The organism is Flavobacterium sp. I3-2 (assembly GCF_013389595.1).
GTDB lineage: Bacteria > Bacteroidota > Bacteroidia > Flavobacteriales > Flavobacteriaceae > Flavobacterium.
Genome location: NZ_CP058306.1, coordinates 105,352 through 119,014 on the forward strand (window position 1 = coordinate 105,352; position 13,663 = coordinate 119,014).

The following is a 13,663-nucleotide window of genomic DNA, read 5'->3' on the forward strand; positions in this document are numbered from 1 at the left end:
GTAAACTTCTCTCTTTTTGATATTATTTGATAAATTCTATTTGTTTTTCTTCTTCACGATTTACGTTATCAAAGAAACCTTGTTCGTTCATCCATTCTTCGCTATAAATTTTACTCATATAACGCGATCCATGGTCAGGAAAAATAACTACGATATTACTATCAGCTTTGAATTCTCCCATTTCGTTTAATTGTTTCGCTGCTTGAAAAGCTGCTCCAGAAGTATACCCAACAAATAAACCTTCTGTTTTTGAAATCTGACGTGCTGTATGTGCAGCTTCTTCATCCGTTACTTTTACAAATTCGTCTATTGAATCAAAATCTGTAGCAGTTGGAATTAAATTTTTACCCATTCCTTCAATTCGATACGGATAAATTTCAGAAGAATCAAATTCTCTAGTTTCATGAAATTTTTTCAAAACCGATCCAAAAGCATCAACTCCAATCACTCGTATATTTGGATTCATTTCTTTTAAGAAACGAGCCGTTCCAGAAATCGTTCCACCTGTACCAGAACAAGCAATTAAATGCGTGATTTGTCCAGCAGTTTGTTTCCAAATTTCAGGTCCTGTTGTTTTGTAATGCGCATCAATATTTAATTCATTAAAATACTGATTGATGTATACCGAACCATTTGTTTCTTCATGTAAACGTTTTGCAACGCTGTAATATGACCTTGGGTCGTCTGCAGAAACATTAGCAGGACAAACATAAACTTTTGCGCCCATAGCACGTAACATGTCAATTTTATCTTTCGATGATTTTGAAGTTACTGCTAAAACACATTCGTAACCTTTGATGATGCTAACCATTGCAATACTGAAACCAGTATTACCAGAAGTTGTTTCAACAATAATGCTACCTGGTTTTAATATTCCTTTACGTTCTGCTTCTTCAATAATATGCAGAGCAATTCTGTCTTTTGATGAGTGACCTGGATTAAATGCTTCAACTTTAGCAAAAAAGTTTCCTTTTAATCCTTCAGTTACTTTTCTTAATCTAACTAATGGTGTATTTCCTATTAAATCTAAAATATCATCATGAGCTTGAATTTCTTCTTTCATAATACCATTTTTAAAGAACTACATTTTTAGTTCTCTTACAACCATACAAAATTAATAAAAAAATAAATACTATTTCGAAATTCCTTCTAAATCTAATAAAAAAGCAAATTCTTTTGCAACCTCTTTTAAAGACTCGAATCTACCTGAAGCCCCGCCATGACCTGCATCCATGTTAATATCAAACAATAATAAATTTTTATTTGTTCGAAGCGCTCTTAACTTTGCAATCCATTTTGCAGGTTCCCAATATTGTACTTGCGAATCGTGGAAACCTGTAGAAACATAAAGGTTTGGATATTCTTTAGCTTCAACATTATCATACGGAGAATATGATTTCATATAATCATAATATTCTTTTTCGTTCGGATTTCCCCATTCATCGTATTCGCCTGTTGTTAACGGAATACTATCGTCTAACATAGTAGTAACAACATCAACAAACGGAACTTGAGCAATCACTCCATTATATAATTCTGGAGCCATATTCATAACTGCACCCATCAACAATCCTCCGGCAGAACCACCTTCGGCATACAAATGTTGTGGAGAAGTATATTTCTCAGCGATTAAATATTTAGAACAATCGATAAAATCGGTAAACGTATTTTTCTTTTCTAATAATTTTCCTTCTTCATACCATTCACGACCTAAATCTTCACCGCCACGAATGTGCGCAATGACATAAATAAATCCGCGATCTAATAACGTTAAGCGAACGGTTGAAAAATAAGGTTCCATCGTTGAGCCATAAGAACCGTAAGCATATTGTAATAACGGAGCTGAACCATCTAATTTGGTATCTTTATGATAAACCATTGACATGGGTACTTCTGTTCCGTCTTCGGCAGTAGCCCAAACACGTTTTTCGATGTAATTATCTTTATTGAATTTACCTCCTAAAACTTGCTGTTCTTTTTTAACTTCTTTTTCCTTCGTTACCATATTAAAATCGATAACAGAAGAAGGTGTTGCCATAGATTGATATCCGTAACGTAAAATATCGGTATCAAAATCTACATTTGTAGTTGTATAAGCTGTATAAGTTTCGTTATCAAATGGTAAATAATACGATGCTTCTGGGTTTTTCCATGGTTGAATTTTAATGTGTGATAATCCGTTTGAACGCTCTGAAATTACCAAGAAGTTTTTGAAAATATCAATTCCTTCTATTAAAACTTCTTCGCGATGAGGAATCAAATCTTTCCAATTTTCAATAGCCGTTTTATCTTCATCGGTAATCATTACTTTAAAATTCGTTGCATCATCTGCATTTGTAGTAATGTACCAATGATTTCCGTAATGCGAAATCGAATATTCTAACTCACGCGTACGCGGTTGAAAAATTCTGAATGTACCATTTGGATTATCGGCTTCTAAAATTTGATATTCAGAAGTCAAGGTGCTTTCAGAACCTAAAATTAAATATTTCTTAGATTTAGATTTGTAAATATGCGTTGTAAATGTTTCGTCAGCTTCAGTAAAAATCAATTCATCAGCAGCTAAATCATTTCCTAAAACATGTTTAAAAATTCGGTCTGGACGCAAAGTTTGCTCATCTTTACGTGAATAGAATAAGGTTTTATTGTCATTTGCCCAAGTTGAACTTCCAGTAGTTTTTTCAATTTTCTCAGGATAAATTTCGCCTGTTTCAAGATTTTTAATCTGAATTACATATTCACGACGCGAAACGGTATCTACTCCGAAGGCTGCGTATTTATTATCGTCAGAAATATTTAAACCACCTAATTGAAAGTACGAATGTCCTTTTGCCATTTCATTACAATCAAACAAAATTTCTTCGGCAGCTTCTAAACTTCCTTTTTTACGAGCGTAAATCGGATAATCTTTTCCTTTCTCAAATCGAGTTATGTAATAATAACCGTTGTAGAAATATGGAACCGAAGAATCATCTTCTTTAATTCTCGATTTCATTTCTTCAAACAATGCTACCTGAAAATCTTTAGTATGAGAAGTCATTACTTCATAATAACTATTTTCGTCATTTAAATAATCAATAACTTCTTGGTTTTCACGTTCGTTCATCCAATAATAATTATCAATTCGGATATCGCCATGCTTTTCTAATTCTTTAGGAATAATTTTAGCAATTGGTTCTTTTATATTTTGATTCATATGATTCTTTTTTGTTCCACAAGAAGCAACAAAAATACAACAAATTAGCACGACAACGGATTGATTTTTCATTAGAAATTAGGCTTTATTATTTTCAATTTGATACATTTGTAATGTAAATATAAAATAAAAAAATAGATACTATGTTTGGAGACTTAATGGGAATGATGGGCAAAATGCAAGAAGCTCAGAAAAAAATTGAAGAAGCTAAAAAACGTTTAGATACTGTTTTAGTTGATGAAAAAAGCGCTGACGGTTTACTTGAAGTTACTTTAACTGCAAACAGAACGATTCGTTCTTTAAATATTTCTGAAGAATTAATGGAAGACAAAGAGCAATTGGAAGATTATTTAATTATGGTTTTAAATAAAGCGATTGCTAAAGCTACAAATATCAATGAAGCTGAATTGGCTGCTGCTGCAAAAGATGGAATGCCAAATATTCCAGGAATGGATTTATTTAAATAAAATGAAAAAGTTTTTATTTTTAACTGCAATCGCTTGTTCGATTATTTCGTGCGGAAAAGAAACTGGAAATTTAAATTTATCAGGTGAAATCAAAGGTTTAAAACAAGGGACAATTTATATTAAAACTGCTAAAGAATCTGGTTTAACAACTTTAGATAGTATTGTTTTTGATGGCAAATCAACTTTCAATACATCGTTGCAAATAGAAGAGCCGCAGGTTTTATATTTTAGTTTAAATCGTGGTGTCTCAAATTCGATTGATAATGATTTGATGTTTTTTGCAGAACCAGGCGAGATGAAAATCACAACATCTTTAGAGCGATTTTATGGAGATGCAAAAGTTGAAGGTTCTAAAAATCAAGAATTATTTGATAAGTATTTAGCTAGTAAACGTTTATTGTCAAATAAACAAAATGAATTGATAAAAGACCAAATATTATATTCAAAATCAGGATTTCAGAAAAAAGCTGATAGTTTGGATTTGGTCATTCAGAAAATAAGTACACGTATTTATCTTAACGCTGCTAATTTTGCACTTAAGAATAAAGATAAAGAAATTGCTCCTTATATTGCAATTACTGAGATTGCTCCTATTTCTGATAAATATTTAGACACGATTCAAAAATCACTTCCAGAAAACATTGCTAAAAGTTTATACGGAAAAGCTTTAATTGAAATGAATAAATAAATAAAAAAATCCCTGAAGAAAAACTTCAGGGATTTTTTTACGGTGCTAAACGTTCTATTTTCCAATCGAAATCGTTTAAAGTATATCTTATTCGGTCGTGTAAACGGTTGGCTCTACCTTGCCAAAATTCAATAGAAACCGGTTCTACTAAAAATCCGCCCCAATGTTCAGGTCTTGGAATTTCTTTACCTTCAAATTCTTGTTCTAAATCTTTTAAATTATTCTCTAAAAAAGATCTCGATTCAATCACTTGACTTTGCGGAGAAACTAATGCTCCAAGCTGACTTCCTACAGGTCGACTATGAAAATAATTATCTGAAACTTGTGGATCTACTTTTTTAGCAATTCCTTTTATGATTACTTGGCGCTCGATTGAAGGCCAAAAAAAAGACAAACAAATATTTGGATTTGCCAAAATAGCTTTTCCTTTTTCGGATTCGTAATTGGTGTAAAAAACAAATCCGTTTTCGTTATATTTTTTTAATAAAACCACACGAGCTTTCGGAAAACCATCTAATCCAATCGAAGAAACTGTCATGGCATTTACCTCATCAACTCCACCAAATTCTTCAACTTCATAAAACCATTTCTGAAATTGCATCATTGGATTTGAATCGATTGAAGTTTCTAACAATTCACTCTTTTCGTACGATTTTCTATAATTACCTAAATCACTCATTGTTGTTATTTATTAAATTCAAAAACTTTTCCATCATCACCTAATAGCACATTTTCAAATATGGTTTTAGCTTCTTCTTTAAACAATTTAATGTTTCCGTAACGGGTAGAATAATGTCCAAGAACCAAGGTTCCAACGTTTGCTTTCTTAGCAATTATAGCCGCTTCGATAGCCGTTGCGTGCATGGTATGTGTGGTTTTGTCTTTATCTTGTTCTAAAAAAGTAGATTCGTGGTACAAAACATCGACATTTTCTATTAAAGGAATAATCGATTCATCGTATTTCGTGTCCGAACAAAAAGCATAAGATTCTGGTGGAGTTGGATCGAAAGTTAATTTTTCATTTGGAATAACTCGTCCATCATCCAAAGTAATATCCGAACCATTTTTTATTTTCTGATAATAACATTTATCAATTTCATAATTAAAAACAGCACCTAAATTCAATTTTCGGTCACCTGGTTTTTCTTGAAATAAAAATCCGTTGGTGTACACGCGATGTTGCAACGGAATAGTTGAAACTTTTACTTTATTATCTTCATAAATCACTTGCGATTCTTTCGAAGTTAATTCGTGAAAATACAATCCGTAACCAGTAAATGAATTGGATAATCGCAATTGAAGCAAAATAACTTCTTTAATTCCTTTTGGCCCGTAAACATGTAAATCGTTCTGGCGATTTAACAACATAAACGTAGAAATCAATCCGACTAAACCATAAAAATGGTCGCCGTGAAGATGCGATATAAAAATATGATTGATTTTTGAAAACTTAATTTTGTGTTTTCGAAGTTGTACCTGAGTTCCTTCTCCACAATCTATTAAAAACATTTGATTATTGATTTCAATAATTTGTGAAGTCGGATTGGTTATGGTACGAGGTGTTGCAGAATAGCAACCTAATATGGTTAATTTCATTTAGTTTTATTTTAAACTGATGAAGATTTTCATCAATTAAAAACCTAAATCTCTTTCAATTTCTTCCATCTCTATGATATCGAAAGCTTCTTGAAGTGTAGGAACAACGATTACTTCTTCTTCATCGATTTCATTAAAATCTGCATTTTCAAAAACAATCACAAAAGATTTTTTATTGTTTTTATGTTTTGATTTTAAATCTTCGAACAAAGAAAGTTCAGTAGCATCAAACGTTTCGTTACAAACATCAATAACCAAATTGTTGTTTTGAAACGTTGCATAATTATCTTGAATCTTAGTAATTAATTCTTCAATCGATTCTTCGCTGCGTTTAATGATAACGGTATGTCCTTTTTCTTTTACTTTCATAGAGAGCCTTTTTTTATCTTCTTAAAGATACTATTTTATTTTAGATGCCAACAAATAAATTACCGCCATACGAACAGCAACACCGTTTTCTACCTGATTTAAAATAACCGATTGTTGCGAATCTGCAACATCAGAAGAAATTTCAACTCCACGATTAATCGGTCCTGGGTGCATTACGATGATCTCTTTGTTTAACGAATCTAATAATTGTTTATCTAATCCGTATTGTTGCGCGTATTCTCTAGTTGATGGGAAATAGTTTACATCTAAACGTTCGTTTTGGACACGTAACATATTTGCAACATCACACCATTCTAAAGCTTTGCGTAAATTAGGTTCGTATTTTACACCTAATTCTGTAATATATCTTGGAATTAAAGTTTTTGGACCGCAAACCATAACTTCTGCACCTTGCATTTGTAAAGCAAAAATATTTGATAAAGCTACACGCGAATGAAGAATATCACCAACAATAACAACTTTCTTACCTCCTACTTCACCTAAATGTTCGCGAATAGTAAAACTATCCAATAAACCTTGCGTTGGATGTTCGTGAGCACCATCACCTGCGTTTACGATACTTGCTTTTACATTTTTTGATAAGAAATGAGCCGCACCTGGATTGCTGTGACGCATAACGACCATATCAACTTTCATTGAAAGAATATTATTTACCGTATCGATTAAAGTTTCTCCTTTTTTCACTGACGATTGCGCAGCAGAAAAACTAATCACATCGGCAGATAATCTTTTTTGAGCTAACTCAAACGAAAGCTTTGTACGTGTACTGTTTTCAAAAAAAATGTTCGCTATCGTTACATCACGCAACGAAGGAACTTTTTTAATAGGGCGATTAATAACTTCTTTAAAATGGTCGGCTGTTTCAAATATTAAATCAATATCATTTTTATTTATGTACTTGATTCCTAACAAATGATTAACGCTTAATTCTTTCATTGGTATTGCTGGTGTTGTGTTGTTGTCCCGAATTTATTTTATTTTTCACTTTCAGATAAAAGTACTTGGTCTTCTTGCGCATCAACGCCTTTCCATTGTACTTTTACTTTATCATCATTAAAAGCATCAACTTGACGTCCTCTATAATCTGGTTGAATTGGTAAATGACGACTAAAACGTCTATCGATTAAAACCATTAATTCAACTTCATTTGGTCTTCCAAAAGATTGAATAGCTGTTAAAGCTGCGTTAATACTACGACCTGTATATAGTACGTCGTCAATAAATACCACTTTTTTATCTTCTACAAGAAAATCGATTTGTGTTTTGTTTGCCTCAATAGGTTTTTCGTTTCTACGAAAATCATCTCTAAAGAAAGTAATATCCAAGAAACCTAATTCTATATTTTGAATATGATATTCCTTTTCGATAATTTCTTTTATTCTTTCGGCTAAATATTTTCCTCTTGGTTGAATTCCAATTAAAACAGTGTTTGAAAAATCTAAATGTTTTTCAACTAATTGACAAGCCAAACGATGAAGTATGATATTAACTTCTTTTGAAGATAACAATATTTTTGGACTCATAAATGAAGTGTTGTGTTCGGGATGTAAAATTACGGTTTTACTTTTATTAATTCTCACAATTTACAAAAAAAATAAAGGCTTTGAAATTTATCAAAATTTGAAATTATTTTCTGAAAATGATATGAAAGCATTTCATTTTTTTTTCTTTTACAAAATAAATCTTTCCTGCTTTTTCATATTGATTTAAAATATTCTCTAAGCTATTTTCTAATTTAGAATTTACTTCTTTTTTATGATTAAATCTAACGTAAGAAATATCAATTGCACTTCCGTAGCTATGTGAACTATCGTTTGAAGATGCGTTAGGATTAATTTTACGTAATCTATTTTGGTCATCCTCAGTTCGAGTCATCGAAGTTACAACAAAAAAATTCTGTCCCGTTTCTTTAACAAAATCACGAGCCATATCAGATAAAACCGAATTTGCTAAAGGAATTAAATACGCATGACTGTGTGTTAAATGGTCAATTCTGTAACCGTAACCACGTTGTTTAACTTTTACTAATTTACCGCCTTTAACCAATCTATCAAGTTGTTTTTTGTTTTTAATCAAATCAACTTTATGTGACTTAGCAGCATTTAAATGCGTAACATATTCTGCAGATGGTTCTATGATGTTTCTTTTTTGAGCACTTACCATTGTAAAAGTTCCCAATAACAACAAGCTAAATATTTTTTTCATTTCAATTTTAATTCTTTACAAAAGTAAATAATTATATTATTATCACGAAAAAACATTATTATTTGATAAAAAAATATAGTTTGAAACATTTTCAAGAAAAAAAAGAACGTTAAAAGTAATTTTATTATATTCGGATTAAAATCTTTTTTAGAATTTCGCATTTCTTAACACACAACACACAATTTTATGAAATACTTTGATAGTATTATTTCTTTTTTAAACAGTATTATTTGGTCACCTCCATTTATTATTGTTTGTATTTTAATTGGTTTATACTTCACTTACAAAACAAAACTCCTTCAAATTCGGAATTTAAAAGACATGGTTCAGCTTCTCTTTAAAGAAGGTTCGAGTGACAAAGGTGTAAGTCCGTTCCAAGCATTTTCTATGGCAATTGCCGGACGAGTTGGAACCGGAAACATTGCTGGTGTTGCTACTGCAATTGCTTTTGGTGGACCCGGAGCCATTTTTTGGATGTGGGTTATTGCTTTTTTTGGAAGTGCAACTGCATACATAGAGGCTGCTTTAGGTCAGATTTATAAAGTAGAAAAAAACGGTGAATACGTTGGTGGACCTGCTTATTATATCGAGAAAGGTTTAGGTAAAAAATGGTATGCTGTTTTATTTGCCATTGTAACAATTATAAGTTGTACACTTTTTTTACCTGGAGTTCAAAGTAATAGTATTGCGAACGGTTTAGAAGGAGCTTTTAATTTTGACCATCTTTATACAGGAATTGGAGTTGCTATTGCTTTAGCGTTGATTGTTTTTGGTGGTGCTAAACGAATTGGAAAATTTGCAGAAGTAATTGTTCCTTTTATGGCTGGAGCCTATATTTTAATGGCAATCATTATAATGGTAATGAATTTCTCTAAAATTCCTGAAGTGTTTTCTTTAATTATCAGTTCAGCTTTTGGTGTTCATTCTACTTTTGGTGGAATCTTAGGTTCTGCTGTTGCTTGGGGAATTAAAAGAGGAATTTATTCAAACGAAGCCGGTCAAGGAACTGCACCACATGCTGCTGCTGCTGCTGCGACATCGCATCCTGCAAAACAAGGTTTGGTTCAAGCTTTCTCTGTATATATTGATACGTTATTTGTTTGTAGCGCAACTGCTTTTATGATTCTTTTCACAGGACAATACAACGTTTATAAAGACGAAGCAAAAAATATCAAACAAATAGAAAACTCGACTTATATAATAGAAAATCTACCAAGCGTTGAAGATGGCCCTGCATTTACTCAAGGTGCAATTTCGTATCATTTCCCAGCAATTGGAAGTGAGTTTGTTGGAATTGCGTTACTTCTTTTCGCTTTTACAACAGCGATGGCATATTATTTTATTGCTGAATCAAATTTAAAATACATTGACAAAACCAATAATAAAATTTATTTATGGATGTTACGTATTTTATTTTTAGGAAGTGTAATCATTGGCGCAGTTAATACAGGCGGAAGTAGTTGGGCAATTGGCGATATTGGTGTCGGACTTATGGCTTGGTTAAATTTAATTGCAATCTTCTTACTTAGAAAACCAGCATTATTAGCTTTGGCAGACTATCGTAAACAGAAAAAAGAAGGTAAAGACCCTAAATTTAATCCTGATGATTTAGGAATCAAAAATACAACCGAATGGAATAATAAATAACAAAATGCACTTCTATGAGAAGTGCATTTTGTTATAATATAATTTAAATCTGACGAACTAAACTAAGTTGTTTTAATTCATTGAAATCTGCTTTTATAGATTGCTGTTCTTTTTCTAAATTATTATTCAAAATTTCTTTTTTTTCTTCTGAAGATTTTATTTGTTCAAATAAAGAATCTTTATAAAAATAACTTCTTGTTTCGAAGATTTTAGATTTTTCTAAATCAAATTTTTCATCACCACTTTCATTCCAATAAATTGGTCGGTTGTATCTAAATTCTTTTCTAAAAACAAAAGACAATTTACTTTCTAACAAATAATACTCAACAACAGCCTTACCTGATTCACCATAATAAACAGCTTCAATTTTTTGCAATTGTTTGTTTGCAAAATAAAATTTAGCTTGTCCTCCTTCAGTCGAATTATAAAGTTCAACCGAATCGATTACCGTCCAATTTTTAATAGAATTAATTCTTTTAAAATTCGCTCGAATCTTTTCTATTTTATCATCAAAATCCGAAGACAGACTTGATTGATTTTCAGAAATCACTTTTGTTTCCAGACTATTAGACGTACTTGAATTACAACTAATCATTGTAAATGAAACAAAGAAAGTCAAGATGTAATAAATCTTCATGTTTTAAAATGTTATCACAACTAAAATAACAAAATATTACAAATTATTTCAAAAAATATCTTTTTTATTTAATTTTCTTAATCACCTTAACTTTATTTCCCGAAACAAAATCATCACCTTCAAAAATTACATTTTCAACATCTGGTTTCAGACTGTTACTTCCTTTTTTAATTTGAACAAAAATGCGATTTAGAATTATTTTTTTATTATCAATTTTTACCCAAACTTTTGGTTTTCCACTTCCATTCAAAAATAAATTTAGTTTGACATCTTTAGAAACCGCCAAATACATTTCAAACAGATTCGTTCCTGTTTTCTTAATATCCAATCCGTAAGCCATTTTCTTTTGAATTTCAGTTAATGATTTTCTTTTACCACCTTCGGAATAAAGAATTCGATAAGAATCAACTGGATTTTTAACATCAAAATTTGAACCGATTAATTTAGCTTCATATATGTATGTATTATGATTGTTATTATGTTGAATATAAAACAAACTGTTTTCATTTTTTTTCGGAATGGGATAATTATCTTGTCCAAAAGATGAAAAAGTCAAAGCAATATGAAACAGAAATAAAAAAAACATTTTCATATAAAGAGATTAAATATTTACCTAATATAAAACTTTACTTGTATAAAAAAAAGGGATTCAAAAAATCGAATCCCTTTTTATATCTTAAATGAAATTTATTATTTAGCTTCCATGTCAACTAAATTTGCTTCTGCAATTTTTTTGTAAGTTCCATCTACTAACTTAGCACGAATTGCTTCGAAAGATGCTAAAGTCTGATCGATATCTTCAAAAGTATGAGAAGCTGTCGGAATTACACGTAAAAGAATAATTCCTTTTGGGATAACTGGATAAACAACGATAGATAAGAAAATTCCGTAATTTTCTCTTAAATCATTTACCATAATCATTGCTTCAGGGATAGAACCTTCTAAATAAACTGGAGTTACACAAGTATTTGTATCACCAATATTAAATCCACGTTCTTTTAAACCACCTTGTAAACGATTAACATTTTCCCATAATTTATCTTTCAAACCTGGATTTGAACGTAATAAATCCAAACGTTTTAAAGCTCCTTTAACCAAAATCATTGGTAAAGCTTTGGCAAACATTTGCGAACGTAAGTTGTATTTTAAATAATCAATGATGTCTTGATCAGCAGCAATAAAAGCTCCGATTGAAGCCATAGATTTTGCAAAAGTTGAAAAGTAAACATCAATTCCATCTTGTACACCTTGCTCTTCTCCTGCTCCTGCTCCTGTTTTTCCTAAAGTTCCAAAACCATGAGCATCATCAACTAATAAACGGAAATTATATTTTTCTTTTAAAGAAACAATTTCTTTTAATTTACCTTGCTGACCACGCATTCCAAAAACACCCTCTGTAATAACTAGAATACCACCATTTTGCTCTTCAGCCATTTTGGTAGCACGTTGTAAATTCTTCTCTAAAGATTCAACATCGTTATGTTTATAAGTAAAACGTTTTCCCATGTGTAAACGAACACCGTCAATAATACATGCATGTGAATCTACATCATAAACAATAACGTCGTTTTTTGTAACTAAGGCATCAATTGTAGAAACCATTCCTTGGTAACCAAAATTCAATAAATAAGCAGCTTCTTTATGAACAAAAGCAGCTAATTCTTGCTCTAATTTTTCATGCCAATCTGTATGACCAGACATCATACGAGCTCCCATTGGGTATGCAGCCCCAAATTCTGCAGCAGCTTCAGCATCCGTTTTAAGAACTTCTGGATGTGTAGCTAATCCTAAATAATCGTTAATTGACCAGTTTAATACTTCTTTACCTTGAAAATTCATTCTAGGACCAAGTTTTCCTTCTAATTTTGGAAACACAAAATATCCTTCTGCTTGAGAAGCCCATTTTCCTAATGGACCTTTATTATCATGAATTCTTTCAAATAAATCTTTTACCATCTTAATAAGTGTTTAAAACTTAACAAATGTATGAATATTTAGGATGTAATCATAATAATTAAGATTCTAATTTTTTCAATAAAAAAAGTCTTTTTTAAAATTTAGAATATAAAAGTAACAATGGAATACACCAAAAGATAGATGATTGTTATTACTGAAATCAGAAAATCTCGTTTTGGATATTGATTCAAAACTACAGAAATATTTTTTTTGGGACGAAAGAACAACCTCAAAAGAGCTAAAACAAAAGCAACAAAAAACAAAATTGAAAATACCAAATTTGCAGCTGAATGCGAGTTTTCAAAAAGTTTATGTTTACTAAATATTTTATAAACATCTTTATTGGGCTTTTTGAAAATATATAAATCGTTATTTAAATTGGTAATTTCTAAAGTTGCAATTTCGTTTGAAGTTCTATCTTGCTTTAAGATATCAAACAGATTTCCTTCAAAGAAATCAAATTTTTGAGTGTATTTGAAAGGTAAGCTATCTTTTTTGAAATATAAATCCGTTGTAACTTCAGTTCCTATTTGAAAATTTGAATTAATTTGAATTGGAACAATTACCTTTTGTTCAATCTTATCAACCTTTGAAATTTCCCATCTCGAATGTAGCAAAACAAACTCATAGTATTGAACTCGAGGAGAATATGAATAAAAAAGAGCTAAAATTATTCCAACAAAAAAAGTCAAAACAAAAAAATCGACCACAGGAACTTTTAATCTTTTATTTTTGGATTTAGCAATAATAACTCCAATATAACAAACCAAAAAAGAATAAATAGCTATTCTGAATGTGGTAAAATAAGCAATTATTAAAAAAAATAAAGTAATAATTATTGCTATAAAAACATTATTCTTTTTCAACATTATTTTTTTTAA

The 13,663-nt window shown here is 30.7% G+C and carries 15 protein-coding genes; 3 read left to right on the forward strand and 12 right to left on the reverse strand.

Features of this window, described 5'->3' with window-relative positions; all coding sequences use genetic code 11:
• Positions 1-22: 22 nt before the first annotated feature.
• Both HW119_RS00510 and HW119_RS00515 read right to left on the reverse strand, forming a co-directional pair.
• A complete protein-coding gene (locus HW119_RS00510; protein ID WP_177760774.1) occupies positions 23-1,063 on the reverse strand; it encodes a PLP-dependent cysteine synthase family protein in 1,041 nt (346 codons plus the stop codon).
• 69 nt (positions 1,064-1,132) lie between these two features.
• The gene (locus HW119_RS00515) at positions 1,133-3,196 is read right to left on the reverse strand and encodes a S9 family peptidase (protein WP_177760776.1); all 2,064 of its coding nucleotides are present in this window, start codon (positions 3,194-3,196) and stop codon (positions 1,133-1,135) included.
• Between the two features lie 143 nt (positions 3,197-3,339).
• Here HW119_RS00515 and HW119_RS00520 point away from each other — a divergent pair, with 143 nt between their 5' ends.
• Entirely contained in the window at positions 3,340-3,663 is a 324-nt protein-coding gene (locus HW119_RS00520; protein WP_177760778.1) for a YbaB/EbfC family nucleoid-associated protein, read from the forward strand.
• A 1-nt stretch (position 3,664) separates the two neighbouring features.
• Positions 3,665-4,351, forward strand: a complete 687-nt coding sequence (locus HW119_RS00525; protein WP_177760780.1) for a DUF4369 domain-containing protein — start codon at positions 3,665-3,667, stop codon at positions 4,349-4,351.
• 37 nt (positions 4,352-4,388) lie between these two features.
• On the opposite strand, the gene pdxH is transcribed toward HW119_RS00525, so the two are convergent.
• From pdxH to HW119_RS00555, 6 genes are all read right to left on the reverse strand, one after another.
• Positions 4,389-5,030, reverse strand: coding sequence for a pyridoxamine 5'-phosphate oxidase (pdxH, locus tag HW119_RS00530; protein ID WP_177760782.1), 642 nt, complete (start codon positions 5,028-5,030; stop codon positions 4,389-4,391).
• Positions 5,031-5,035: 5 nt separating this feature from the next.
• Positions 5,036-5,947 (reverse strand): ribonuclease Z, encoded by a 912-nt coding sequence (locus HW119_RS00535; protein WP_177760784.1) that lies wholly within the window; start codon positions 5,945-5,947, stop codon positions 5,036-5,038.
• A 36-nt stretch (positions 5,948-5,983) separates the two neighbouring features.
• Positions 5,984-6,316, reverse strand: a complete 333-nt coding sequence (locus tag HW119_RS00540) for a ribonuclease Z (RefSeq protein ID WP_177760786.1) — start codon at positions 6,314-6,316, stop codon at positions 5,984-5,986.
• Between the two features lie 30 nt (positions 6,317-6,346).
• Positions 6,347-7,273, reverse strand: coding sequence for an aspartate carbamoyltransferase catalytic subunit (locus tag HW119_RS00545; protein ID WP_125016185.1), 927 nt, complete (start codon positions 7,271-7,273; stop codon positions 6,347-6,349).
• Positions 7,274-7,311: 38 nt separating this feature from the next.
• Positions 7,312-7,860 (reverse strand): bifunctional pyr operon transcriptional regulator/uracil phosphoribosyltransferase PyrR, encoded by a 549-nt coding sequence (gene pyrR, locus HW119_RS00550; protein ID WP_177760788.1) that lies wholly within the window; start codon positions 7,858-7,860, stop codon positions 7,312-7,314.
• 103 nt (positions 7,861-7,963) lie between these two features.
• Positions 7,964-8,542: a DUF5715 family protein gene (locus HW119_RS00555; RefSeq protein ID WP_177760790.1), complete on the reverse strand. Its 579-nt coding sequence runs from the start codon at positions 8,540-8,542 to the stop codon at positions 7,964-7,966.
• Between the two features lie 186 nt (positions 8,543-8,728).
• Between HW119_RS00555 and HW119_RS00560 the strand changes: the two genes are divergently transcribed.
• Positions 8,729-10,189, forward strand: coding sequence for an alanine/glycine:cation symporter family protein (locus tag HW119_RS00560; protein ID WP_177760792.1), 1,461 nt, complete (start codon positions 8,729-8,731; stop codon positions 10,187-10,189).
• Positions 10,190-10,232: 43 nt separating this feature from the next.
• Here the strand turns inward: HW119_RS00560 and HW119_RS00565 are convergent, their stop codons facing one another.
• From HW119_RS00565 to HW119_RS00580, 4 genes are all read right to left on the reverse strand, one after another.
• Positions 10,233-10,826 (reverse strand): hypothetical protein, encoded by a 594-nt coding sequence (locus tag HW119_RS00565; protein WP_177760794.1) that lies wholly within the window; start codon positions 10,824-10,826, stop codon positions 10,233-10,235.
• A 64-nt stretch (positions 10,827-10,890) separates the two neighbouring features.
• Positions 10,891-11,418 carry a DUF4833 domain-containing protein gene (locus HW119_RS00570; RefSeq protein WP_177760796.1) on the reverse strand — a complete coding sequence of 176 codons (528 nt, stop codon included), beginning with the start codon at positions 11,416-11,418 and terminating at the stop codon, positions 10,891-10,893.
• Between the two features lie 98 nt (positions 11,419-11,516).
• On the reverse strand, positions 11,517-12,782 hold the full coding sequence (locus HW119_RS00575) for an aminotransferase class I/II-fold pyridoxal phosphate-dependent enzyme (RefSeq protein WP_177760799.1): 1,266 nt from the start codon (positions 12,780-12,782) through the stop codon (positions 11,517-11,519).
• Positions 12,783-12,883: 101 nt separating this feature from the next.
• On the reverse strand, positions 12,884-13,651 hold the full coding sequence (locus HW119_RS00580) for a hypothetical protein (RefSeq protein ID WP_177760801.1): 768 nt from the start codon (positions 13,649-13,651) through the stop codon (positions 12,884-12,886).
• Between the last annotated feature and the right edge of the window lie 12 nt (positions 13,652-13,663).